Source organism: Bosea sp. BIWAKO-01, assembly GCF_001748145.1.
Taxonomy (GTDB): Bacteria; Pseudomonadota; Alphaproteobacteria; order Rhizobiales; family Beijerinckiaceae; genus Allobosea.
Genome location: NZ_BCQA01000001.1, coordinates 4,608,315 through 4,630,986, shown reverse-complemented (window position 1 = coordinate 4,630,986; position 22,672 = coordinate 4,608,315). Strand labels below are relative to the sequence as shown.

The 22,672-nt window shown below is 65.9% G+C and carries 23 protein-coding genes; 11 read left to right on the top strand and 12 right to left on the bottom strand.

The annotated features are described in order from the left end of the window. Positions 1-9: 9 nt before the first annotated feature. From BIWAKO_RS21650 to BIWAKO_RS21615, 8 genes are all read right to left on the bottom strand, one after another. Positions 10-798, bottom strand: coding sequence for an ABC transporter permease (locus BIWAKO_RS21650; protein ID WP_069880402.1), 789 nt, complete (start codon positions 796-798; stop codon positions 10-12). After that, positions 795-1,637, bottom strand: coding sequence for an ABC transporter permease (locus BIWAKO_RS21645; protein WP_069880401.1), 843 nt, complete (start codon positions 1,635-1,637; stop codon positions 795-797). The genes BIWAKO_RS21650 and BIWAKO_RS21645 overlap by 4 nt, the downstream gene beginning before the upstream one ends. Further along, entirely contained in the window at positions 1,634-2,689 is a 1,056-nt protein-coding gene (locus BIWAKO_RS21640; protein ID WP_069880400.1) for an ABC transporter ATP-binding protein, read from the bottom strand. Before BIWAKO_RS21640 ends, BIWAKO_RS21645 begins: the two co-directional genes overlap by 4 nt. Positions 2,690-2,708: 19 nt before the next feature. Next, entirely contained in the window at positions 2,709-3,770 is a 1,062-nt protein-coding gene (locus BIWAKO_RS21635; protein WP_069880399.1) for an extracellular solute-binding protein, read from the bottom strand. A gap of 129 nt (positions 3,771-3,899) precedes the next feature. Beyond that, the gene (locus BIWAKO_RS21630; protein ID WP_069882683.1) at positions 3,900-4,724 is read right to left on the bottom strand and encodes a creatininase family protein; all 825 of its coding nucleotides are present in this window, start codon (positions 4,722-4,724) and stop codon (positions 3,900-3,902) included. 63 nt (positions 4,725-4,787) lie between these two features. Further along, entirely contained in the window at positions 4,788-5,591 is an 804-nt protein-coding gene (locus tag BIWAKO_RS21625; protein ID WP_069880398.1) for an ABC transporter permease, read from the bottom strand. Beyond that, entirely contained in the window at positions 5,588-6,544 is a 957-nt protein-coding gene (locus BIWAKO_RS21620; protein WP_069880397.1) for an ABC transporter permease, read from the bottom strand. Before BIWAKO_RS21620 ends, BIWAKO_RS21625 begins: the two co-directional genes overlap by 4 nt. Next, positions 6,541-8,058, bottom strand: coding sequence for an ABC transporter substrate-binding protein (locus BIWAKO_RS21615; protein WP_069880396.1), 1,518 nt, complete (start codon positions 8,056-8,058; stop codon positions 6,541-6,543). Before BIWAKO_RS21615 ends, BIWAKO_RS21620 begins: the two co-directional genes overlap by 4 nt. A gap of 230 nt (positions 8,059-8,288) precedes the next feature. On the opposite strand from BIWAKO_RS21615, the gene BIWAKO_RS21610 reads away from it, so the two are divergent. From BIWAKO_RS21610 to BIWAKO_RS21560, 11 genes are all read left to right on the top strand, one after another. Continuing rightward, positions 8,289-9,005, top strand: a complete 717-nt coding sequence (locus BIWAKO_RS21610; RefSeq protein ID WP_084651661.1) for a FadR/GntR family transcriptional regulator — start codon at positions 8,289-8,291, stop codon at positions 9,003-9,005. 119 nt (positions 9,006-9,124) lie between these two features. After that, positions 9,125-10,111, top strand: a complete 987-nt coding sequence (locus BIWAKO_RS21605; RefSeq protein WP_069880395.1) for a LysR family transcriptional regulator — start codon at positions 9,125-9,127, stop codon at positions 10,109-10,111. After that, on the top strand, positions 10,108-11,577 hold the full coding sequence (locus tag BIWAKO_RS21600; RefSeq protein WP_069880394.1) for an NAD(P)-binding domain-containing protein: 1,470 nt from the start codon (positions 10,108-10,110) through the stop codon (positions 11,575-11,577). The genes BIWAKO_RS21605 and BIWAKO_RS21600 overlap by 4 nt, the downstream gene beginning before the upstream one ends. Continuing rightward, complete coding sequence (locus BIWAKO_RS21595; protein WP_069880393.1) at positions 11,564-12,196, top strand: 2-hydroxychromene-2-carboxylate isomerase; 633 nt, start codon at positions 11,564-11,566, stop codon at positions 12,194-12,196. The genes BIWAKO_RS21600 and BIWAKO_RS21595 overlap by 14 nt, the downstream gene beginning before the upstream one ends. Positions 12,197-12,207: 11 nt before the next feature. Beyond that, positions 12,208-13,176 carry a tripartite tricarboxylate transporter substrate binding protein gene (locus tag BIWAKO_RS21590; protein WP_069880392.1) on the top strand — a complete coding sequence of 323 codons (969 nt, stop codon included), beginning with the start codon at positions 12,208-12,210 and terminating at the stop codon, positions 13,174-13,176. Next, positions 13,167-13,664, top strand: coding sequence for a tripartite tricarboxylate transporter TctB family protein (locus tag BIWAKO_RS21585; RefSeq protein WP_069880391.1), 498 nt, complete (start codon positions 13,167-13,169; stop codon positions 13,662-13,664). Before BIWAKO_RS21590 ends, BIWAKO_RS21585 begins: the two co-directional genes overlap by 10 nt. Further along, a complete protein-coding gene (locus BIWAKO_RS21580; RefSeq protein WP_069880390.1) occupies positions 13,661-15,178 on the top strand; it encodes a tripartite tricarboxylate transporter permease in 1,518 nt (505 codons plus the stop codon). The genes BIWAKO_RS21585 and BIWAKO_RS21580 overlap by 4 nt, the downstream gene beginning before the upstream one ends. 269 nt (positions 15,179-15,447) lie before the next feature. Next, positions 15,448-15,936 carry a signal peptidase II gene (gene lspA, locus BIWAKO_RS21575; RefSeq protein WP_069880389.1) on the top strand — a complete coding sequence of 163 codons (489 nt, stop codon included), beginning with the start codon at positions 15,448-15,450 and terminating at the stop codon, positions 15,934-15,936. Positions 15,937-16,036: 100 nt separating this feature from the next. After that, positions 16,037-17,095, top strand: a complete 1,059-nt coding sequence (locus BIWAKO_RS21570; protein ID WP_069880388.1) for a L,D-transpeptidase family protein — start codon at positions 16,037-16,039, stop codon at positions 17,093-17,095. A gap of 32 nt (positions 17,096-17,127) precedes the next feature. Beyond that, positions 17,128-17,748 carry an SCO family protein gene (locus BIWAKO_RS21565; RefSeq protein WP_069880387.1) on the top strand — a complete coding sequence of 207 codons (621 nt, stop codon included), beginning with the start codon at positions 17,128-17,130 and terminating at the stop codon, positions 17,746-17,748. 124 nt (positions 17,749-17,872) lie between these two features. Beyond that, the gene (locus tag BIWAKO_RS21560) at positions 17,873-18,595 is read left to right on the top strand and encodes a GntR family transcriptional regulator (protein WP_069880386.1); all 723 of its coding nucleotides are present in this window, start codon (positions 17,873-17,875) and stop codon (positions 18,593-18,595) included. Between the two features lie 3 nt (positions 18,596-18,598). On the opposite strand, the gene BIWAKO_RS21555 is transcribed toward BIWAKO_RS21560, so the two are convergent. From BIWAKO_RS21555 to prpB, 4 genes are all read right to left on the bottom strand, one after another. Further along, the gene (locus tag BIWAKO_RS21555; RefSeq protein ID WP_069880385.1) at positions 18,599-20,113 is read right to left on the bottom strand and encodes a tripartite tricarboxylate transporter permease; all 1,515 of its coding nucleotides are present in this window, start codon (positions 20,111-20,113) and stop codon (positions 18,599-18,601) included. A gap of 4 nt (positions 20,114-20,117) precedes the next feature. After that, positions 20,118-20,609, bottom strand: coding sequence for a tripartite tricarboxylate transporter TctB family protein (locus BIWAKO_RS21550; RefSeq protein WP_069880384.1), 492 nt, complete (start codon positions 20,607-20,609; stop codon positions 20,118-20,120). Between the two features lie 72 nt (positions 20,610-20,681). Further along, positions 20,682-21,632 (bottom strand): Bug family tripartite tricarboxylate transporter substrate binding protein, encoded by a 951-nt coding sequence (locus tag BIWAKO_RS21545; protein ID WP_069880383.1) that lies wholly within the window; start codon positions 21,630-21,632, stop codon positions 20,682-20,684. A 105-nt stretch (positions 21,633-21,737) separates the two neighbouring features. Continuing rightward, on the bottom strand, positions 21,738-22,670 hold the full coding sequence (gene prpB, locus BIWAKO_RS21540) for a methylisocitrate lyase (RefSeq protein ID WP_069880382.1): 933 nt from the start codon (positions 22,668-22,670) through the stop codon (positions 21,738-21,740). Between the last annotated feature and the right edge of the window lie 2 nt (positions 22,671-22,672).

The following is a 22,672-nucleotide window of genomic DNA, read 5'->3' as shown; positions in this document are numbered from 1 at the left end:
GGTTCTCTCCTATTGGCCGACGGCGCGCGCGACGCCGACGAGACGTTCGACCAGAACGACAATGATGAGGGTCGCGACGATCAGGATCACCGACAGGGCCGCGACGAGCGGATCGGTGCGTCCTTCGACATAGCGCACCATCTCGACCGGCAGCGTCGAAGCACGCGGACCGGAAAGGAAGAGCGAGATCACGGTCTCGTCGAAAGACAGCAGGAAGGACAGCGCGCCGCAGGCAATCAGGCCGGGCGTGGCAAGCGGCAGCGTCACGCGCCAGATCACCCGCCAGGGCTTTGCCCCCAGCGTCGCTGCAGCCGCCTCGATATCATCCGGCAGCGTCGAGAATGCCGTCGTCATCATCCGGATCACGAAAGGAAGGGTCACGGTCATGTGGCCGAGCACAAGCCCGGGCAAGGTCGCAGTCAGCCTGAGCGGGGTGAAGAACAGCAGAAGCGCGAGGCCGACAATCAAGGTGGGCAGCAGCAACGGCGCGAGGAAGAAGTTCTTCAGCGCCTCCTGGCCGCGAAACCGGCCTTTGTCCAGCGCCAGCGCCGCCGGCACGCCAAGCAGCAGCGACAGCGCCGTGACCACACAGGCGATCTGAGCGCTGAGGACGACGGCGTTCAGCAGCGGTGTGTTGGCTGCGAGTTGCCGGAACCAGCGCAACGAATAGCCGGACGGCGGGAACAGGATGAAATTGTCCGCCGAGAAGGCGAGTGCCACGACGACGACGATCGGCGCCAGGATCAGGGCGTAGACGATACCTGCGAGCGTCGAGAGGACGGGTCCGGCGCCATTCATCGCTGTAGCCTCCGCGCCGCGACATTGGAGAGCACCAGCAGCGCCAGCAGCAGCACCAGCGTGTAGATCGCCAGAACGGCGGCCACCGGCCAGTTGGTGTTCGTCGTCGCCTGCTCGAAGATCTCCGTCGCCAGCACGAAGACCCGACCGCCGCCGAGCAACTTGGGCGTGATATAGGCCGACATCGAAAGCACGAAGCCCAGGCCCGCCGCGAGCGCGAGCGCCGGCAGGCTCAGCGGCAAGGTCACCCGCAGGAAGGTGCGCAGCGGCGTGCAGCCCAGGCTGCGCGCAGCCTCCTCCAGCGTGCGGTCGAGCCGGCCGAAACCGGCGAGCAGCGCGAGGATCATATAAGGCATGATGCTCTCGGCGAGACCGATAGTGACGCCCGTCCAGTTGAAGACCAGACGCATCGGCGTCGAGATCAGCCCCAGCCACTGAGCAAGGGAGTTGACGAGCCCGCGATCCCCCAGGATGGCGAGCCAGCCGAAGACGCGCACCACGCCGGAGACCAGCATCGGCATGATCGCGATCACGGCCAGCAAGCCACGAAAGCGTGACTGCGTCCGGAACAGGAACAGCGAGACCGGATAGGCCATGCACAGCGCGATCAGTGTCGCGCTCAGCGAGAGCCAGAGCGAGTTGAGCGTGAGCTCGATCGTGAAGGAATCAGCGAGGACTTCGCTGGTCGTCTTGAGCGACCAGGCCTCGATCATCGCCCCTGTCGGCCCGACCTCGTTGAAGGCGGTGCGAAACAGGCCGAGCGTCGGCCAAACATAGACGGCGAGAACAAGGAGCGCCGCCGGGACGACCAGCCAAGGCAGGCGTGAGCCGGCGGTCATGTCGCCTCGCGCGGGAAGAGCAGCGTGTCCCCGGCCTGCCAAAGTACGGCGACCTCGGTCCCGACCGCTGGCGGCTTCGTGCCGGATTGCATCTCGACGCTGAGCTGCCCCCCTGCCCCCTCGACGATGACCTCGACATGGTCTCCGACGAAGACGCTGCGCAGAACCCGCCCGGTCAGCCGGACCATGCCCTCCCCGGACGGCTCACCGATTGCGGCGAGCCGGATGCGCTGCGGCCGCACGAAGACGTCGACCTCGCCGTCGGCCGGAGCGGTGGCCGGCAAGGTCACTCCCCAGACGCTGATGGCGCCTGCCCCATTTCGCAGGGCCGGCAGCGCATTGGCACGCCCGACGAAGTCGGCGACGAAACGGGTCGCGGGCCGCTCGTAGATATCCTCCGGCGTGCCGATCTGTTCGATCCGCCCGCGCTTCATCACCGCTATCCGATCGCACATCGTCAGCGCCTCGACCTGATCGTGCGTGACGAAGAGCGTGGTGATGCCGAGCGAACGTTGAATGTCGCGAATCTCGTGGCGCATTGCGTCACGCAGCTTGGCGTCGAGATTGGACAGGGATTCGTCGAGCAGCAGCACGGACGGGCGAATGACCAGCGCCCGCGCCAGCGCCACGCGTTGCTGTTGACCGCCTGACAATTCGCGGGGGCGCCTGCCCTCGAGGCCGGCAAGGCGCACCATGCCGAGCGCCTCTTCGACGCGCCGCGACGTCTCAGGGCGCGGCACCCGCCTTTCCTCGAGGCCGAAGCCCACGTTGCGGGCAACGCTCAGATGCGGAAACAGCGCATAGGACTGGAAGACATAGCCCATATTGCGCTTGTGAGCCGGCTGGCGCGTGATCTGGGCACCGTCGAGGCGGATCGAGCCCGCGTCGGGATCGATCAGGCCGGCAAGCATGCGCAGCGTCGTGGTCTTGCCGCAGCCGGAGGGGCCGAGGAGAGCGACGGCCTCGCCCTTCTCGACCGAAAGCGCGACGTCATCGACGGCGACGGAATCGCGGTAGCGCTTCTGCAGGCCGGCGAGTTCGAGATAGCTCATGGCAGGCTGCGATCCCGGCTCAGCGACCTGCCGCAGCGATGACTTCGCGCCGCCAGCGATTGTTCCACTGATCGCGCATCTTCAGGACCTCGTTCCAGTCGACGCCGATCATCCGGCCCCGGCTTTCCGGGGCTGCCGCGGTACGTGCCAGCGCCTTGGCGTCGATCGCTGCCTTGGCGTTTGTCGGCGCATAGAACATCCGCTCGGTGAATGCCTTCTGCGCTGCTTGCGCCAGCGCAAAATTGACGAAGGCGATCGCAGCGGCCCGGTTCTTCGAGCCGGCAGTCAGGTTGATGGTGTTGATCTGGAAGACCGATCCTTCGGGTGGCAGCAGCGCGGCGATCTTGCCGCCGGTCTGGTCGCCATAGAGCTGCGCACGGGCGTTCCAGCCGGTCGCGACTTTCACCACTCCGTTCAGGATCAGCGAATAGCCATCCGGATTGGGCTCGAAGGTATTCACCGAAGGGGCCAGAGCGCGCAGCTTCTTGATCGCAGCATCGATCGACTTGCGGTAATCGCCGCCCTCCATCTTCTCAACCATTGCAGTGAGTGCAAGACCCTGGATGTTCGGCGGCGCCGCAAGAGCGACCTGCCCCTTGAGGTCGGGTCGCCAGAGATCGGCGAGCTTCTCGATCGGCGGCTTCAGATTCTGCGTGTCATAAACGAGCACGAGATGGTCGAAGGTCACGGCCGGCCCGTAATCGCCTCCGGCCGCGCGGGCCTCCGGGTGGAGCTCGTTCAGCGACGGAACCTCGGCAGGCGTCAGCTTCTCGAACAGCCCCTCGATATTGCCGATGCTGGAGGTGGTGACATCCATGATCGCCACATCGACCTGCGGATCAGCCTTCTGGGCTCGGACACTGCCCACCATCTGGGCCGAGGTGCCGCCCGGCACATAGTTCACCTTCACGCCGGGAAAGGCCTGCTGGAACGGTTCGACCACCGCCTTCACGTAATTGTCCTGGAAGATCCCGGAATAGGACATCAGCGTGATCGAGCCGCTGAGCCCCTGGGCCCTGACGAGAGCCGGAGCGGCGATCGTCGCAAGCCCGGTCTGAAGAACAAGACGACGTGTCGGCATGGAAGCTTCCCCTCTTGTCGTGGCCACGTGCGAGGCGGCCGCAATGTCGTAGCCAGCGCCCACTGGCTTGTCATGGCGCGGCGGCGCTGGAGACCCATGCGCCGCCGTAGGGATATCAGCGAGTCAGGCTCAGCCGTCGACCTTGCTGGCGAAATGGGCCACGAAACGGGCGCAGATCTCGGTGAGCCTCTCGGAGAGCGCAGCCCCCGTTTCGGCCGAGCACAGCTTCGGATCCCCCTTGGCTACGCCGAGATTGTAGACCTCGTCATACTCGTTGGGCATCGCCACCTCGGCGCCCTCGAAGCTCGCCGTGCCAAGCCCTGTGAACTGCAGGTCGAGCACGGGATCGCGCTTCAGCGGCTGGCCGGCCGGGATCAGGTCCTTGCGCATCAGCTCCGGGAACAGGTGCAGCCCGAGGCTGGTCAGCGGATCGGCACCATGCCCAGCGACCGCAGCCGCCTTCTCCGCGCCGAGAATGCCCGGCAGCAGCCCGTAGGCGATGCGCCAGAGATACAGGCTCGGCAGGACGATCTGCTCGCGCTGGTAAAGCTCGCGCGCCACATCGGAGATCGGGCCGACATTGCCGCCATGGCCGTTGATCACGATGATGCGGGTCAGGCCATTGCGATGCAGCGAATCCACCATCTCGGCGATCACCGCCGTCAAGGTCGACTGCGATATGGCAATGCCGCCAACCATCGGACCGAACCAGTCGGCGCCGCCGAAGGGCAGGACGGGAGCAACCAGCGTGCGCACACCGCGCTCCGAGGCGCGAATGGCCGCGAGCTCGGCGATCTTCTCGGCGAGAAGATAGTCGCCCATCGGTGCGTGCGGGCCCTGATCCTCGTGGCTGCCCATCGGCAGCAGGATGACGGGGTTCTCTTCGAGGATCTCCCGTGCCTCTCCGCCGGTGATCGTGCCCATGTGAACGAGAGGAGTAGTCTTGGTGGCCATTGGCTTCATCCTGGATATGCGAGGAAGTTCGCGGTGAGGATCGTCATGGGGAGGCTTCGCCCCTCAGCGGTCGGCGGTTCGGGGATCGACCGCGTCGCGCAGGGCATCGCAGAGCAGGTTGATGGCGAGGATGGTCAGCGTCAGCGCCGCGCAGGGCCAGAGCAGCAGCAGCGGCGCCTGCTCCATCGTGGCGCGCGCGCCCCTGATCATCAGTCCCCAGGAGGGCGCCGGCGGAACGACGCCAAGCCCGAGAAAGGACAGGCCGCTTTCGATGACGACAGCGGCCGCCACCGTCAGGGACAGCTGCACCAGAAGCGGACCGGCAATATTGGGAAGCACGGTGCGGAGCAGAATGCGGCGGGGCGTGGCGCCGAACGCACGCGCCGCCTCGACATATTCGCGCGCCCGCACTGCGAGTACTTCCGCATAGGCCACGCGTGCGAAGCCCGGCAGATAGAGAACCGACAGGACGAGGACCAGCGTCGCTGCACCCGGCCCGAGCAAGGTGACGACCAGCAGGGCGAGCAGCACCGGCGGAAAGCACATGATGATCTCGACGCTGCGCACCGTCAGGAACGCACCGAGCCCCTTGCCCCAGCCCCCGATCAGGCCGATCGCGGTGCCGATTGTTCCCGCAACCAAGGCAGCGACGAAGGCGACGCCCAGACTTGTGCGCGCGCCCCAGATCAAACGCGACAGCACATCCCGGCCGAACTCGTCGCGGCCGAGCCACGACCCCGCGCTCGGCGCAGCGAGCCGCCGGGCAATGTCCTGCCTGACCGGATCCGGCAGGCCGAGAAACGGAGCGGCGAGAGCGACGAGGATGATCAGCGCGACAAAGGCGCCGGGAAGCCAGAGCCGTTTCATCCCGCCTGCACCCTCGGATCAACGACCGCGTGAAGAATCTCGACCACTAGGTTGATCAACAGGAACAACACCGAAATGGTGAGAATGATTCCGACCACCATCGGATAGTCGCGCGCCTCGACGGCCCGCAGCAGCGGCGTCGACAGGCCCGGCCAGTTGAAGACGTATTCGACGAGCACGGTGCCGCCCAGCAGGGTTCCCATTTGCAGGCCGAGCACGGTCAGGACCGGATTGAGCGCATTGCGCAGCACATGGACGACCAGGATGCGCGGCTGCGACAGGCCCTTTGCGCGGGCGGTGCGGACATAGTCATTGGCCAGCGCATCCAGCGTCGAGGCGCGCGTCATCCGGAACAGGATGGCGGCCAGCCCCTTTCCGACCGCGATGGCCGGCAGCGTCAGCAACTTGAAATGCTGGACCGGATCCTGAGTGAAGGGCACGAACCCGCCGGCCGGCATCAGCCGCAGGGTCTGCGCCATCAACAGCACGAGCAATGTGCCCACCACGAAAACCGGTATGGCCAGCAGGAGCGCCGTGACGCCAGAGGCGATGCGATCGAAGCGCCCGCCCCGATGGAGGGCCGCATAGACGCCGGAGGGCACGCCGACCGCGATACCGATCAAGGTGCCGGCGAGAATGAGCTCCAGCGTGCGCGGCAGGCGTAGCGCGATCTCGCTCAGCACCGGATAATCATCGACCAGGGAATGCCCGAGATTGCCTTGCATGAGGCCGGCGAGGAACGCGCCGTACTGCGCGAGCAACGGCCGCTCGAGCCCAAGCTTTTCACGCAACTCCGCGACAGCCGCCGGGTCGGGTGAGATCCCTCCCGTAGAAAGCAGCAATTCGGCAGGGTCGCCCGGCACCATGTGCAGGGCGAGAAAGACGATCGTTGCAACGACCCAGGCGAGGCCGAGCGAAACCGCGAGGCGGCGCGCGAACCAGGTCGCGCTCATCCGAAATAGGTCTCTTCAAGCGTCGCGCCCGATGAGGTGGTGAGCGCGCCGGGCAGGTTGGTGAAGCCCATCACGCTCTTGTCCATGCCGTAGCCTTGCGAGCGCCAGGCGAGGCCGACCAGGGGCACCTCCTCGAGCGCCGCGCGCTGCATCTCCTTGTAGATCTCGACCCGTTTGGCCTGATCGAACTCGGAACGCCCCTTGGCGAGTGCCGCAATCGTGCGCGGAGCATCGACCTTGAAGGAGCGGCCATGGGTCGGAGACAACGAAGTGTCGAGTACCACGGTCAGGCCATCGGGGTCGTTGTTGTCCGACGAGACGCCGTGGATCGCCATGTCGTACTGGCCGCGCGTGCCGCGGCTCACCCGGGTCGACCAATCCGGAAGCTGCAGCTCGCACTGGATGCCGACGGCGGCGAGATGCTGCTGCACCACCTCGGCCGTATCCTTGTGCATGCCGAACTGCGAGGTCGCGAGCAGCGTCGACTGGAAGCCGTTGGCGAATCCGGCCTCGGCGAGCAGCGCCTTGGCCCGAGCCGGATCGTAATTCCAGCCATGCGCCAGTTCCTTGTCATACCAGGGCGTGCCTTCGACGATCGGCAGGCCCTCGAGCGGCTTGCCACGTCCGAAGAAGGCGGCCTTGACGATATCGTCGCGCTTGACGGCATGGGCGATGGCCCGGCGCACCCGCGCATCGTTGAAGGGCGGCTTGGTGCCGTTGAAGAGGATGTCCATGAATGGCCCCTCGACCGAATCGAGCTTCAGCTTGGGGTCGGCCTCGACCGCGGACATCGACTGCCACGGGACATATTCGATCATGTCGACATCGCCGGACTGCAGCGCGGCGAAGCGCAGGTTCTCGTCGGCATAGACGACGAACTTGATGCCCTTCACCTTCGGAAAACCCGGCTTGTAGAACTTGTCGAAAGCGACGAGGTCGAGCGAGGTCCCGCGCTCCTGCGCGACCAGCCTGAACGGGCCGGCTCCGATCGGCTCGTTAGGCGCCGATTTCCGCCAGATCACGAAAGTGTTGTAGTTGCCGAACCAGCTCGGCAACGTCGCCTGCGGCAGCGTGGTGACGAGCCGGATGGTCTTCGGGTCGGGGATTTCGACACGCTCGATCCCCTGGAACTGGGTGCGCATATAGGCGGTCGACTTCTCGCCGGCGATCTGCTCGATCGACCACTTCACGTCCTCGGCCGTGACCGGTTCGCCATTATGGAACACGCAGCCCTGCCGCAGCTTGAAGACCCAGGCGCCGTCGCTGTCGCGCGACCAGGACTCGGCCAGCTCGCCTCGCAACTCGCCCTTGCTGTCATAGGAAACGAGGCTGCGATGCGTGAGCATCTTCACCGTGCCGGCCGAGGCTCCGGTGCTGACCCAGGGCTGAAGATTGGGCGGAAAGGCGGAAAGCCCGTAGCGCAGGACGCCGCTCGCACGCTGCGCGCGCCCCGGCATTGACATGAACGGCAGGGCAAGCCCGGCCTGGAGGATGGCACGACGCGTCGTGGTCATGAAATGATCTCCCCGCACCGGGCCTCGAAGGTCGCCGGCCCCTTTACAAGTAGCGAGTTGAAAACTTGTCTGTCAACGCACGCCCTGCGTGATTATGCGCCCCTGCACGCCCAAAAATAGCGCGATCCGATAGTCGTAGAGCCAGCTCGCTTTGCAGGTGCAGCAAAGTATGTAAATCTGTTTACAAGTGAACTTGCCAAGTTCGTGATGACCAGGAACAGAAGGCGCCCGTGTCTCACCGCCCGAAGCTGAGCGACGTACTCTATGCGGACATGCTGGAGCGCCTTCGGCGCGGCGACGCCTTCTCCGATGGCAAGCTGCCCTCGGAGAACGAACTGAGCCATGAGTTTGGCGTCTCGCGCCCGACCGTGCGCGAGGCATTACGGCGCCTGCGCGATGACGGCCTGATCCATTCCCGGCAAGGCGCCGGCAGCTTCGTCGCAGCAGTGCAGCCGCAGCAGCCCCCACCGCCGCCCCGCCCCCCCGCGAGCAGGACGGAAGGCATTCGCACGATCTCTGATGTCAGGCGCGTCTATCAGTTCCGGATCGCGCTCGAAGGCGAAGTTGCCTATGCGGCCGCGCTGCATCGCAGCGAGGCCGATATCACCGCGATCCAGAAGGAACTCGACGCGATCCACCTCGCGATCAAGACGGGCAGGATCGGCGTCCAGCAGGACAGCGATTTCCACGCAGCGATCGCACGGGCAACCCAGAACCCCTATTTCGAGGCAGCCCTCGCCACGGTGAGGCCTCAGGTCGATTTCGTCATCGACCTCGCGCGCAGCTTCTCCGTCCTGCAATCGGCTGAGCACCTCGCCATGGTTCAGCGCGAGCATGCGGCCGTCTTCGAGGCCATCCGCGACGGCGATGGCGTCAGGGCGCGCGAGGCGATGCAGGCCCATATCCGCAATGCCCAGGAACGGGTCTTCGACGGCATCCATTTCTGAAGCTCCGCCGGACGAAACCCCCGGCTCGCTCAAGCTGGGGATCGCATTCTCATGCGTGCTTTCATGCTTGACGCGCATCATGACATAGTTAGCATTCAAAATGGGAATGGTACCGTCCGATGGATCTGCGCCAGCTTGAAGCGTTCGCCGCCGTCATATCCGCCGGAAGCATCACCGGCGCTGCGCGGCTGCTCGGCCGCTCGCAGCCAGCCCTGACCCGACTGATCCAGGAGCTCGAGGAGACGCTGGGTTTCAGCGTGCTTCATCGCAGCGGCCCGCGCGTCACCCCCACCGAGCGCGGACTGCGCTTTCACCAGGAAGTCGAGCCCGTCATCACCTGGCTTCGGCAGTTGCGCGAACGTGCGGAGGCCATCGCCGCCGACAAGCCGCGCTCGCTCGAGATCGCAGCGATCGCCTCCTTCGCCGCCGGCATGTTGCCCGCAGCCCTGGCGCGGCTCGGCCAGGATGCCTTGCCGGAACAGGTCCATATCCGTGCGGCGCTGGCCGAGCAGGTCGTCCAGTCGGTCGCGACCCATGTCGCCGAGATCGGCGTGACCAGCCTGCCGGTCGATCACCCCGCCCTCGAAATCCACTGGATCGGCGAAGCACCTTGCGTGGCCGCTATCCGCGCCGATGACCCTCTAGCTGCGTCCGACACGATTCCGCTGGCCTCGATCGAGGGGCGGCGCCTGATCACGATGGCCAACCCATTCCGCTGGCGCAGGCGTGTCGACGTCGCCCTCGAGCAAGTTGGCGTCAGGCCGGCCTCGGTCCTCGATGCCAATACCTCCAACACGGCTCTGATGGCCGCGCGCGCCGGCCTCGGCATCGCGATCCTCGAGCCGGTGATCGCCTATGGCATGCCGCTCGAGGGCGTCGCGATCCGTAAGCTCGACGTGCCCATCTCCTTCTTCTGGGGCGTGGTCACGCCTTATGGCCGTCCGTTGACGCCCCTCGTCGAAGGGCTCGTCGGCGCGCTGGAGGCCCTTGCCCGCGAGACGCTGCCCGGCTTCGTCAAACACCCTCCCACGGCACGTGATCGCCTGCTGGCCGATATCTTCGGCCCGGCCCCCGTCGCCGCCAGAACGATCGGAAGAACGGCATGAATGCCGGATTGCCGGCCCCGATGGGCCTCCCCGCATTGGAGCGACGCCTCCGACAGGACCTTGATTGGCTGGAATGGCCGGCGAAGGACTGGGTGCCGCGGCGCGAGTTCAACGGTCAGCGTGTTCGCGACGTCGTCGTGATCCGAGCCGGCATGTGCGGTCTGGCAGCCTCGGCCGCGCTCAAGGGGCTCGGCCTCTCCAACATGACCGTACTCGACCGCGCCCCCGCCGGCCAGGAAGGCCCCTGGGCGACCTATGCGCGCATGGAAACCCTGCGTTCGCCCAAGCAGCTCACCGGCCCCGCGCTCGGCCTGCCCGCATTGACCTTCCGCGCCTGGTATGAGGCGCAGTTCGGCCGCACGGCCTGGGACGCCCTCGGCAAGATCCCGCGCGGCATGTGGATGGACTACCTTGTCTGGTACCGGCGCGTGCTGAGCCTCCCGATCGCGAACGGAACCTCGCTCGACGCGGTGACGCCGCAGGCCGACGACATCCTGGCCCTCGACATCTCGGATGCGGAGGGATCACGCACCATCTTCACGCGGCATCTGGTGCTTGCCACCGGCCGCGACGGGCTGGGCGGCCCCTGGGTGCCACCGATCGCGCATGGCATCGACCGCAAATTCTGGGCCCATAGCGCGGACGATATCGACTTTGCGGCATTGAAGGGCCTGCGGGTCGGCGTGATCGGCGCCGGCGCCTCGGCGATGGACAATGCGGCGACCGCACTGGAGCATGGCGTTGCCAGTCTCGATCTCATTGTGCGTCGCAAGGATCTGCCGCGGATCAACAAGTTCACCGGCATCGGCAGCCAGGGCGTGGTGCATGGCTTCGCGGGGCTGCCGGACGACTGGAAATGGCGCTTCCTCGACTACGCGCTGAAGGCGCAGACCCCGCCGCCGCGCGACAGCACCTTGCGGGTCTCGCGCCATGCCAATTCCCGGTTCCATCTCGGCAGCCCGCTGCTCGATCTCGCGGAACGGGATGGCCATCTCGTGTTGACCACGCCGAAGGGCGTGCATCATCTCGACTTCCTGATTTTCGCAACCGGCTTCTCGGTCGATCCCGGGCAGCGTCCGGAACTCGCAGCGATCGCGCCCTTCATCCGCTTCTGGAACGACCGCTATACGCCGCCGCCGGGGAACGACAGCGCCGAGTTGCTGCACGTCCCCGATCTCGGCCCCGCCTTCGAATTCCAGGAGAAAGCACCGGGCACCTGCCTGGCCCTCTCGCACATACACTGCTTCAACTATCCCGCGATGCTGAGCCACGGAAAGCTCTCGGGCGACATTCCGGCGGTCAGCGACGGCGCCGAGCGGTTGGCCCGCGGCATCGCCCGCGCACTCTTCGTCGCCGATCGCGAGACGCATTACCGGGCCTTGATGGCCTACGATACGCCCGAGCTGCTTGGCGACGAATGGCAGGATGCAGACGCCGAGCTGGAGGCCAGCCATGCCGGGACATGAGCGCCCGGTGGTCGAGGCCTTCTACGGTATCTCCTCGCCCTGGGCCTATTTCGGCGCGCCCAGGCTTTACGACATCGTCGAACGCACAGGCGCGCATCTCCGGCTACGGCCGATCCGGATCATCGAAGCGAATGGCGGTATTCCGCTGAGGACCCGTCCCGATCCGCGTCAGGCCTATCATGCGGTTGAACTCGACCGCTGGCGCCGCCACCTCGGCATGGAACTCAACCTGAAGCCGCGCTTCTACCCATGCCGGACGATCGAACCGGCGGCACAGGCCGTGATCGCCATCGATCGTGCCGGCCTCGATGCGCGCGGCTTCTCCTTTGCCATCCAGCGCGCGCTCTGGGCGGAAGACCAGGATATTGCCGATCTCGATACGCTGAAGGCAATCGCCCGCGAAACGCTTGGCGAAGTCGCGGTACCGTTCGTCACCAATCCCAAGCAGCCGGCGATTATCTCGGCCTGGAACGACAATCTCGCTGAAGCCGAGCGTCTCGGCATCTTCGGCACTCCCACCTACGTCGTGAACAACGAACTGTTCTGGGGCCAGGACAGGCTCGGGTTCGTCGAACGCGCCTTGCTGACCACCTCTCCAACGCCTGCCCCAGCCCCTTGAAGGAGTCGACCATGAAGCCGTTGTCGATCGTTGCCGCCCTAGGAACCGCGCTCCTCTTCACCGCAGCGGGCGCCCCGGCCCGTGCCGACTATCCGGACAAGCCGATCGAGATGATCGTTGCCTTCGCACCGGGCGGCGGGACAGACGTCGCTGCCCGCTCGATTGCCCGTTACATGGAGAAATATCTCGGCCCGGGCGCCCGTATCGGCGTCGTCAACAAGCCCGGTGCCGGCGGTGAGATTGGCTGGACCTCAGTCGCTCAGGGCAAGGCGGACGGCTACACAATCGGCTTCATCAACGCGCCGGCGATCAACGCGCTGGTGGTCGAGGGCAAGTCGAAGTTCAAGATGAGCGACTTCCAGCCCGTCGCCAATCTCGTCTACGATCCCGGTGTCCTGGTCGTTCCGAAGAACAGCCCCTATTCCTCGCTGAAAGACCTCGTCGACGCAGCCAAGAAGGCCTCGGGCGCCGTCGTCATCGGCACCTCAGGCGCCAGCGGCTCCTCGGAGCATATCGCGCTCCTGAACTTCCAGCGCCTCGCCGATACCAAATTCACCCCCGCCTTCTTCGGCGGCACGGCGCCAGTACGTCAGGCCGTTCTCGGCGGCCACGTTCCCGCCGCGACGATGAATCTCAGCGAAGCGCTCCAGATCGCCCGCGAAGGCACCATCAAGGTCATCGGCGTGATGAGCGCCGAGCGCTCGTCCTATTTGCCTGATGCACCAACCTTCCGCGAAGGCGGCTATGACGTCGTCGTCGGCGCCTCGCGCGGCATCGCCGCCCCGAAGGGCATCCCGGCCGATGTCATCGCCAAGCTGGAAAAGGCGATCGACCAGGCGTTGAAGGACCCCGAATATCTCGACGCCGCCAGGAAGGCCGAAATTCCGCTGCAGTATCTGGCCTCGGCCGACTTCAAGACCTTCCTCGACCGCGCCTCGACCGATCTTGAGGCCACCTGGAAGGCAACCCCATGGAAGTGACGTCCGAGGCGTCCGCCCCGCGGGGTCGGTCGCGAAGCCTCGCGGAAATCGGCTTCGCCACCATTCTGGTGGCGACCTCCGTCGCGGTCATCGCGACGGCCTCGACCTACCCTGCCGAGAGCGCCGCCTACCCGGTCGCGATCGGCATCGGCATGGCCGCGATCGGCTGCTGGATCGCCCTGCGCGAAATCCTGCGGCGGCAGCGAGGCAACCCGACGCCAGGCAGTTTCGCGGCGCACACTCCGCGTCTTGCCGTCGGTGTCGCGGCGCTCATCGCCTATTTCGCGGCGGTCAGCGTCATCGGCTTCATCCTGCCGAGCCTCGCGCTCTGCGTGCTGCTGCCCGCCGCCGTCGGCTTCCAGCGCTGGCGCCTCTCGGCCGTCGTCGCGGTGGTCTGCGTGACCTCGATCCTGGCAATCTTCGTCTATGCGCTTGAACGCCCGATCCCGTCGGATGTCCTTTCCCCGCTTCTGGGACGGCTGAGATGATCGACGCCCTCCTCCACGCCGTTCCCCTTGTCTTCGCACCGATGAACATTCTTGCGATGTTCATCGGGTTGATCGCCGGTCTGATCGTCGGCTGCCTGCCGGGGCTGACCGTGGTCACCGGCCTTGCCGTGCTGATCCCGCTCACCTTCGGGCTCGATCCGATGTTCGCACTCGGCATGATGGCCGGCATGTATAATGGCGGCTCCTATGGCGGGGCGATTCCGGCCATCCTGATGCGGGTGCCGGGCACGCCGGCTTCGGTCGCGACCGTGCTGGACGGCTACAAGATGACCCAGAAGGGTCAGGCAGCCTATGCGCTTCAGGTGGCGCTTCTGTCCGGCGTCATCGGCAGCGTCCTGTCCTCGATCTCGCTCATCCTGCTCTCGCCGCCGCTGGTCTCCTTCAGCCTGATGTTCGGGCCGATCGAATATTTCTGGCTCGGCATCCTTGGCCTTGCGACGGTCTCCTCGCTGCTCGGCGACGATTTGCCCAAGGGGCTGATCGCATGCGGCATCGGCCTGCTGATCGGCGCCGTCGGCCAGGATATCTCGAACGGAACCGAGCGTTTCACCTTCGGCCAACTCGACCTGCTCGACGGGTTCAGCGCCATCGTGCTGCTGACGGGGCTATTCGCCGTCCCGCCCGTGCTGCAGATCATCGAGGAGGCGGTGAAGACCGGCATGAGCGGCGACAAGCTCAAGCTGCACCGCCAGGGCTCGGCGCTCAGCCAGTGGCGCTTCTTCACGCCGGTCTGGATCCGCAGCTCGATCATCGGCATCATCATCGGCATCCTGCCGGGCGCGGGCGGCAGCATGTCGTCCTTCCTCGCCTATAACGAGGCCAAGCGTGTCGCCCGCAATCCGGAGACCTTTGGCCACGGCAATCCGGAAGGCGTCGCAGCCTCCGAATGCGGCAACGGTGCTGACAATGCCGCCTCGCTGATCCCGGCGCTGGCACTCGGCATTCCGGGCTCCGGCGTCGCCGCCGTCATCCTCGGCGGGCTGCTCGTGCACGGCCTCAGGCCGGGCCCGCAGCTCTTCCGCGAGCATCCGGACATCGTCTACGGCTTTATGCTGCAATTCCTTGTCACGTCGTTCCTGCTCGCCATCGTCGGCGGCCTGGCGGCAACGCGGATCTTCGGCCAGGTGCTGCGGCTGCCGCGCATCGTGCTCGCGCCGGTGATCCTGCTTTTCGTCACCGTCGGTGTCTATTCGGTCAACAATTCGCTGTTCGATCTCTGGGTGCTGCTGGGCGTCGGGCTGATCGGCTACGTGATGGAGCGGCTCGATTATCCCAGCGCCCCGATCGTGCTCGGACTGCTGCTCGGCCCGATGGTCGAAAGCCAGCTCCGGCTCGCCCTAACCATCTCCGGCGGCAAGACGTCGGCGCTGCTCTCGACCCCGATCGCGGTGACGCTTGCCCTGCTGAGCGCCGCCATCCTGCTGACTCCGGCCTGGCGGATGTGGCGCGAGCGCGGCAAGACGCCCGCCATCGAGGGAGCGGAAAGCCGTTAGGCGTCGTTTCGGCGCCGAGCTTCGGGAGCACTTGTGAGCCTGGTTCAGGTTGCACCCTGAGCCAGGCTCGCGTCTTCGCGGATGCAGCCGAGCCGATGAATGCGCTGCATGGGTGTCCTGACGCGAGGCGGATTCCCATGCCGATTGGAATTATCCGCTTGAACCTAAAGCCACTGCAGGTCCTACAAGCCCTGTCTCTGATGTAACCGGCCGGAGACGAAGGTGATCCCATCCAGACAAATCCGCCTCGCGACGAGGGGGCAGCGGTGATGCGTCGTCAGCTCGGCCGAGCCTTGCTGTGGGCGGCCCTGGCCTTCGCTCTCGATCAGGTCACGAAATGGCTGATCCTCGATTTCGTCATGGCGCCGCCACGCCCGATCGAGATCACCCCCTTTCTGAATCTGCGCCTCGGCTTCAATTACGGCGTCAGTTTCGGGCTGTTCCGCGATACGCTCGAGGCCTGGCCGGAATTGCTGGCGGCATTCAAGCTCATCGTCGCGATGGGGCTTCTTCTCTGGGCCGCACGCTGCGACGATGGGCGGGAGCGGATCGGCCTTGGCCTGATCGCCGGAGGCGCACTCGGCAATGCTCTCGATCGCTGGCGGCAGGGCGCCGTCACGGATTTCATCGACCTGCATTACCAGGGCTGGCACTGGCCGACCTTCAACGGGGCCGACATCGCCATTTCGGCAGGCGTCGGACTGATGCTGCTCGCCGCCCTTCCGAGCGCCCAGCCTGCGCCGAAACCGCGCACGTAAGCGTGATCTGGGCTTGATCCTGCTCCGGGGTCAGCCTGTAGGAAAGCGTTAACCTCGCTTCTTCACCTCCTGTCAGCCTTGATCATCCACGCTTCCCCGCATGTCCGCACGTCAACCTCGCCCCTTCCTCGGTCTCGCCCTCGCATTGGCGCTCGGTGCCGTTGCGCTGAGCGGCTGTGTCAGCGGAGAAGGCGACACGCGCCATCTGCAGCCTCTGCCGGCCCGTCTCGTGGCCGAGATGTCCGGCAAGGGCATGACGCAGGCCGATCCGATCCTGGTGCGCCTCTTCAAGCAAGAAAGCGAACTCGAAGTCTGGAAGCGGGATCGCAGCGGGCAATACGCTCTGCTCAAGACCTATCCAATGTGCCGCTGGTCAGGGCAACTCGGCCCCAAGAAGCGCGAGGGCGACCGGCAGGCTCCGGAGGGGTTCTACACCGTGACCGCGGACCTTATGAATCCGCGCTCGCAGTTCTACCTGTCCTTCAATCTCGGCTACCCCAACGCTGTCGAGCAAGCGCAAGGCTATACAGGCTCGGCCCTGATGGTGCACGGCGCCTGCACCTCGGCTGGCTGCTACGCCATGACGGATGAAGGCGTCACCGAAATCTACGGCCTGGCGCGCGAGGCCTTTGCAGGCGGACAGCGCAGCTTCCAGGTCCAGGCGCTGCCCTTCCGCATGACGCCGCAAAACATGGCCCGGCATCGCAGCAATCCGAACATCGCCTTTTGGCGTAATCTCAAGGAAGGCTCAGACCATTTCGAGGCGACACGGCAGCCGCCGGTGCTCGCCGCCTGCGGCCGCCGCTATGTCTTCAATCCCGGTGCGGGATCTGGGCCCTTCAGCCCCGATGCGCCCTGCCCGGCCTATGAGGTCGAACCGACCTTCGCCGCGGTCGTGGCGCAGCGCCAGTCCCGTGACGAGCAGCGCTTTGCCGAACTGGTCGGCAGCGGCATGCCCGCGATGAACTACGCCTATCTCGATGGCGGCATGCACAAGAGCTTTCGCGGCCTCCTGCAGAAGCTGGGGCCGGAGCGGATGCAGACCATGGTCGCAGGCAAGGTCGAGATCAGCCGGCCGGAAGCTGCATTGGCCGACCCGTATGGCGGCGGGGATCAAGCCGCCGAGGTCGAGACGACCGCCTCTCTTGCCAAACAATAAGCCGGCGAACGCCGACAGAGCCGACATCAAGCATGCAAGCCCATAAATTCATTCGCTATGGCGCCTGGCTCCTGGTCGGCGTCATCACCTTCGTCAGCGCCGCGATTCTGCTGGGCTGGTGGCAGGTCGACGGCCCTGGACGCCCATCGACGGAGTTGGCGACGGGCCAGGGTGTCCCTCAGGTCGGCGGCTCCTTCACGCTTGTCGACCACAAGGGAAAGCCCGTCACCGACGCCGATTTCCGCGGCAAGCCAATGGCAGTGTTCTTCGGCTTCACCCACTGCCCCGAGGTCTGCCCCACGACGCTGCTCGATATGACCAACTGGCTGTCCAAGCTCGGCCCCGACGCGGACAAGCTGCAGATCCTGTTCATCACGGTCGATCCCGAACGCGACACCCCGGAGCAGATGGCGCTCTATCTGCAGTCCTTCGATCCCCGGATCGTCGGTCTCTCCGGCAGTCGCGAGCAGGTCGAGGCCGCGATCGGCGCCTACAAGGCCTATGCCAAGCGCATCCCGACCGAGAGCAGCTACACGATGGACCACACCGCCTCGGTCTACCTGATGGACGCGCAAGGTCGCTTCAAGACCATGATCGACTATCACGAGGACGAAGCCACCTCGCTCGCCAAGATCAGGCGGGTGCTCGACTAGTCCATGTCCCGACAGTTCCGCGCGTGCGCGGAAGGCGCGTGGTCGAGGGCCGGATCATCAAGGCAAATCCCGGCCCCTTGCGCTATGCTTCCATCGTTCCGATTCCGGGAAAGCGCCAGCGACCATGTCAGACAGCGACAGCCAGGACAGCGTCATCACGACGGGCCTGACCGTCCGGCTTTACGATGCGCTTTCACAGGCCATCGTCGCCGGTGAACTTGCGCCCGGCGAGAAGCTGAGCGAACCCGTCATCGCGCGGCGCTACGGCGCCAGCCGGGCGCCTGTACGCGAAGCGATCCGCCGCCTCCAGGAGCGCGGACTCGTCACCTATGTCGCCAATCAAGGCGTGCGCGTCGCCGAGCCCAGCGCCGCGGAGTTCCTCGCTCTGCTCGATGTACGCGAAGCCACCGAGGGCATGGCCGCCCGCCTCGCCGCCGAGAACATGAGCGATACCGAGATCAGGGCGCTCGAGGATCTCGTCGCCGGCCATCGCGACGAGATCGAGCGCAATCCCCTCGGCGCCTATCTGCAGGACGAGCCGGAGGCGGATTTCCATCGACGCATCGCCAATGGCAGCGGCAATCCGATCCTCGCCGAATTGCTATGCGAGCAATTCTATCCGCGGCTGCGCTTGTGCCGGCGTCTGCATTCGACCGTTCGGGGACGCGGGCGCGAGGCCTGGCGCGAACATGTGCGCATCACGGAGGCGATCAGCCATCGCGACGGCGAGCTGGCGGAGATCCTGATGCGGCGTCACATCCGCGCCGCCCGGACAGCCTTGCAGGCGGCGCTATCCGCAGTCGAGGCCATCAAGCCGGCAAAGCGCCGCGCCGGGGCCAGCGAATAGCACTCAGCCGGTGGAAATGGCGGGCTCGGCTTTCGGCCGCGACCGAAGCCGAGCCAGCATCGGGGGCACCACCAGCACGAGAAGCGCGATCGAGAGCAGCGTCGCGGCGATCGGCGTGCTGACCAGCACGCCCCAGTCGCCCTGGCTGACCGCAAGAGCACGCCGCAGCTGGATTTCGGCCTGCGGCCCGAGGATCAGGCCGATCAGCACGGGCGCAATCGGGAAATCATAGACCCGCGCCACATAACCGATGAGCCCGAGGCCGCACATCAGCAGCAGATCCATCCAGGAGGTCGACAGCCCCCAGACGCCGACCAGCGCGAAGACGACGATGCCGCCATAGATATAGTGCCGCGGGATCAGCAGCAGCCGCACCCAGATGCCGACCAGTGGCAGGTTCAGCACGAGCAGGATCAGGTTGCCGATATAGAGCGAAGCAATCAGGCCCCAGAGCAAGTCAGGATTGGTCGCAAACAGCATCGGCCCGGGCTGCAGCCCGTAGTTCTGAAAGGCGGCGAGCAGCACCGCGGCCGTCGCGGTCGAAGGCAGACCGAGCGTCAGCAACGGCACGAGAATTCCGGCTGCGGCCGCATTATTGGCGGCTTCCGGGCCGGCGACACCCTCGATCGCACCGTGTCCGAACTCCTTCGGATGCTTGCTCAGGCGGCGCTCCAGCGCATAGGACAGGAAGGTCGGAATCTCCGTGCCGCCTGCCGGCAATGCGCCGATCGGAAAGCCGATGACGCTGCCCCGCAGCCACGGCTTCCAGGAACGCGCCCAGTCCTGCCGGGTCATCCAGCTCCCGCCCGATAGCGGGTTGATCGCCGCCGGCACGGTGCCGCTGCGGCTAGCCACATAGAGCGCTTCGCCGATCGCAAAGAGCGACACCAGCACGACGGTGAAGGAGACGCCGTCGAGCAGTTCGAGCGTTCCGAAGACCATCCGGGTCTGCCCGGTCTGAGTGTCGATGCCGATCGTGCCCAGTGCCAGGCCGAAGAACAGCGCGGTGAAGCCGCGCACCATCGACCGGCCCATCACCACGGCCACCGAGGTGAAGGACAGGACCATCAGGGCGAAATAGTCCTCAGGTCCGAAGACGAAGGCGAGCTCCGCGATCGCGGGAGCAAGAAAGGTCAGAGCCAGGGTGCCGATCGTGCCCGCGACGAAGGAGCCGATCGCCGCCGTCGCCAGCGCGGCCGCGCCGCGTCCGTTGCGCGCCATGCGGTTGCCTTCGAGTGCCGTCATCACCGCCCCGCTCTCGCCGGGCGTATTGAGCAGGATCGAGGTCGTCGAACCGCCATAGAGTGCGCCGTAGAGAATGCCGGCGAACATGATGAAGGCCGAGGCGGGAGCGACCTGCGCCGTGACCGGCAGCAGCAGCGCGATGGTCAGTGCCGGCCCGATCCCGGGAAGCACGCCGACGGCAGTGCCGAGCGCACAACCGATCAGCGCCCAGAACAGGTTCATCGGCTGCAGCGCGACCGCAAATCCGCCAATCAGCTGGTTCAGGATGTCCATGGCTTCACCCAATCAGAGGCAGGAATGGACCCAGGCTGATGCCGAGGCGGGAGAAGCCAAACCACGCAGCACTACCGAGCACGGCTCCGACCCCGAGGTCGAGCCCGGTTCGGCGCGAGCCGAAGGCATGTGTCACCAGCGTGAACGCGAGCATCGCCGACAACGGGAAGCCGAGCCAGCGGATTGTCAGCAACGGAATGCTCACCCCGGCCAGCGCGAGCAGGAAGGCCGAGCGCGAAGGAGGCGCTTCATCCTCCCCCTCCGCGGCCGCGACGAGCTCTCCTCGCATCGTCTGGGTGATCAGGATCACCCCAAGGATGGTGAGCCCGATCCCGACGGCCAGAATGATAGCCGCCGGCCCGACCCCGATATAGTTCGTGGTCGAGGCGATGCTGCGCGCCCCATTGAGCCACAGGGCTCCCATCGCGAGCACGCCAAGCCCCAGCCACCATGGGCGCGGCTTGCGGGCATCCTGTCTGCTTGGATTGACCGACATCGTTCGGGCTCCGCGAGAACAAGCGTCGGCGACGGCGCGCAACCACCGGTCACGCGCCGCGCCGTCAGACCGTCATTTCAGGATGCCGACTTCCTTGAGTGCGCTCGACCAGCTCGCATCCTCGGCCTTGAGGAAGGCAGCGAACTGATCGCCCGGGAGATAGGCATCTTCCCAACCCTGAGTCTTCAGCGTTTCCTTCCAGACCGGCGTCTGGTGCAGCTTGGCGAAGCGATCGAGCCAGGTCTTCTTGGCCGCCTCGCTCATGCCCGGCGCGCCGACGAAGCCGCGCCAGTTGCCGATCTCGACCGGAATGCCGGATTCCTTCAGTGTCGGCGCATTGAGCCCGTCGACCCGCGTCGGGCCCGAAACCGCGATGATGCGGATGCGACCGGTTTCGGCGAACTGGCGAAACTCCGACGCGCCGGAGATCGCGGCCTTGATCTTGCCGCCGCCGAGCGCAGCCAGGATTTCCCCACCCGAGAACGACACGAAATTGATTTTCGCGACCGGAGCCCCGGCGTGCTTGGCGAGCAGCGCCAGCATGACGTGGTCTGCGCCGCCGGCCGAACCGCCGCCGACGGAGAGCGCGCCGGGATCGGCCTTCATCGCCGCGATGAAATCCTGCGGCGTCTTGATCGGCGAATTCGCGGGGACAGCGATCGCGTTGTACTCATTGGTCAGGCGCAGCAGCGGGGTGGTGTCCTTCAGGGACACAGGCGTCTGATTGGTGATGACGCCACCGACCATGATGACGCCCGTGACCAGCAGCGCATTGTCGTCGCCCTTGGACGTGCGGACGAATTCGGCAAGCCCGATCGTGCCGGCTGCGCCGCCCTTGTTGGTGAAGGACGCACCGTCCGTGAAGACCTTCGACTGCGCGAAAGCCGCCATCGTGTGACGGCCCGCACCGTCCCAGCCTCCACCCGGATTGGCCGGGATCATCACTTTGGCCGGTTCGGCAGCAGCCATGCCCGTGCTCAGGACCAGCGCCATCGCGCCAGTCGTCATCAGACGCCTCAACATCTCGTTTCCTCCCGTGGGTTGTCGCCGCCTTGTCTGGCTGGTCGTGTTTTGCCGCGCGACGCGCGGAGCTTGGTCGCCGGCCCGCACCGGCTCGCATACTGGTCGTCAGGCGCTCCGCTCGTGCTGCGGCATGGCTTCCGGCGTGATGGTCGCCACGATGGAAGCATCCAGCGCCTCGTAGTCGTGCAGTCCGATGGTCGCGTAGAGCTCGGCGCGGGTCTGCATCTGCTCGACCATGCCATGCGTGCCGCCATCGCGGGCCAGCGCTGCGTAAAGCCTCTCCTGCGCCTTGTTGGCGACGCGCAGCGAGGAGACCGGCCAGATCACCATGCGGTAGCCCATCGCCTCGAACTCGGAGGCGGTGAAGAAAGGCGTCCGTCCGAACTCGGTCATGTTGGCGAGCAGCGGCACGCCCGGCACACGGCGCGCGAACTCCTTGAACATCTCGGCCGTGGTGAGCGCCTCCGGGAAGATCGCGTCGGCACCGGCCTCGAGATAGAGCTTTGCGCGCGCGACCGCGCCGTCGATGCCCTCGCTCGCCGCCGCATCGGTGCGGGCGATGACGTAGAGATGTCGGCGGGCCTTGGCCGCAGCCGCAACCTTGGCCGCCATGTCATGGGCGTCGGCGAGCTTCTTGTCGTTGAGATGGCCGCATTTCTTCGGCAGCAACTGGTCTTCGATATGGACGGCGCCCGCGCCCGCGTCTTCGAAGGCGCGGACCATGTTCATGACGTTGAGGGCCTCGCCATAGCCTGTATCGCCATCGACCAGCACCGGCAGGCCGCTGGCCCGCGCCACCTGCCGGATGAAGAAGGCAACCTCGTCGACCGTGATGATGCCGAGATCGGGCAGCCCCATCGAAGCTGTCATGGCCGCGCCCGAGAGATAGAGCGCCTCGAAACCGGCAGCTTTCGCCTGCAGGGCCGCCATGCCGTTATGGCTGCCGGGCAACTGGACGATACCACCCCGCCCGACCAACGCTCGAAAGCGCTCGCCGGCCGGTTGCGAAGGACAATCAGAGGCAACGAGATAGGGCATGG

Excerpts from the sequence above, each read along its gene's own strand:
- BIWAKO_RS21600 (WP_069880394.1), top strand. The coding sequence starts at position 10,108 with ATGAATGCCGGATTGCCGGCCCCGATGGGCCTCCCCGCATTGGAGCGA.
- BIWAKO_RS21560 (WP_069880386.1), top strand. The coding sequence starts at position 17,873 with ATGTCAGACAGCGACAGCCAGGACAGCGTCATCACGACGGGCCTGACC.
- BIWAKO_RS21645 (WP_069880401.1), bottom strand. The coding sequence starts at position 1,637 with ATGACCGCCGGCTCACGCCTGCCTTGGCTGGTCGTCCCGGCGGCGCTC.
- BIWAKO_RS21630 (WP_069882683.1), bottom strand. The coding sequence starts at position 4,724 with ATGGCCACCAAGACTACTCCTCTCGTTCACATGGGCACGATCACCGGC.
- BIWAKO_RS21550 (WP_069880384.1), bottom strand. The coding sequence starts at position 20,609 with ATGTCGGTCAATCCAAGCAGACAGGATGCCCGCAAGCCGCGCCCATGG.
- BIWAKO_RS21595 (WP_069880393.1), top strand. The coding sequence starts at position 11,564 with ATGCCGGGACATGAGCGCCCGGTGGTCGAGGCCTTCTACGGTATCTCC.
- BIWAKO_RS21545 (WP_069880383.1), bottom strand. The coding sequence starts at position 21,632 with ATGTTGAGGCGTCTGATGACGACTGGCGCGATGGCGCTGGTCCTGAGC.
- BIWAKO_RS21640 (WP_069880400.1), bottom strand. The coding sequence starts at position 2,689 with ATGAGCTATCTCGAACTCGCCGGCCTGCAGAAGCGCTACCGCGATTCC.
- BIWAKO_RS21570 (WP_069880388.1), top strand. The coding sequence starts at position 16,037 with ATGTCCGCACGTCAACCTCGCCCCTTCCTCGGTCTCGCCCTCGCATTG.
- BIWAKO_RS21565 (WP_069880387.1), top strand. The coding sequence starts at position 17,128 with ATGCAAGCCCATAAATTCATTCGCTATGGCGCCTGGCTCCTGGTCGGC.
- BIWAKO_RS21620 (WP_069880397.1), bottom strand. The coding sequence starts at position 6,544 with ATGAGCGCGACCTGGTTCGCGCGCCGCCTCGCGGTTTCGCTCGGCCTC.
- BIWAKO_RS21580 (WP_069880390.1), top strand. The coding sequence starts at position 13,661 with ATGATCGACGCCCTCCTCCACGCCGTTCCCCTTGTCTTCGCACCGATG.
- BIWAKO_RS21605 (WP_069880395.1), top strand. The coding sequence starts at position 9,125 with ATGGATCTGCGCCAGCTTGAAGCGTTCGCCGCCGTCATATCCGCCGGA.
- BIWAKO_RS21585 (WP_069880391.1), top strand. The coding sequence starts at position 13,167 with ATGGAAGTGACGTCCGAGGCGTCCGCCCCGCGGGGTCGGTCGCGAAGC.
- lspA (WP_069880389.1), top strand. The coding sequence starts at position 15,448 with ATGCGTCGTCAGCTCGGCCGAGCCTTGCTGTGGGCGGCCCTGGCCTTC.
- BIWAKO_RS21635 (WP_069880399.1), bottom strand. The coding sequence starts at position 3,770 with ATGCCGACACGTCGTCTTGTTCTTCAGACCGGGCTTGCGACGATCGCC.
- BIWAKO_RS21555 (WP_069880385.1), bottom strand. The coding sequence starts at position 20,113 with ATGGACATCCTGAACCAGCTGATTGGCGGATTTGCGGTCGCGCTGCAG.
- BIWAKO_RS21625 (WP_069880398.1), bottom strand. The coding sequence starts at position 5,591 with ATGAAACGGCTCTGGCTTCCCGGCGCCTTTGTCGCGCTGATCATCCTC.
- prpB (WP_069880382.1), bottom strand. The coding sequence starts at position 22,670 with ATGCCCTATCTCGTTGCCTCTGATTGTCCTTCGCAACCGGCCGGCGAG.
- BIWAKO_RS21650 (WP_069880402.1), bottom strand. The coding sequence starts at position 798 with ATGAATGGCGCCGGACCCGTCCTCTCGACGCTCGCAGGTATCGTCTAC.
- BIWAKO_RS21590 (WP_069880392.1), top strand. The coding sequence starts at position 12,208 with ATGAAGCCGTTGTCGATCGTTGCCGCCCTAGGAACCGCGCTCCTCTTC.
- BIWAKO_RS21615 (WP_069880396.1), bottom strand. The coding sequence starts at position 8,058 with ATGACCACGACGCGTCGTGCCATCCTCCAGGCCGGGCTTGCCCTGCCG.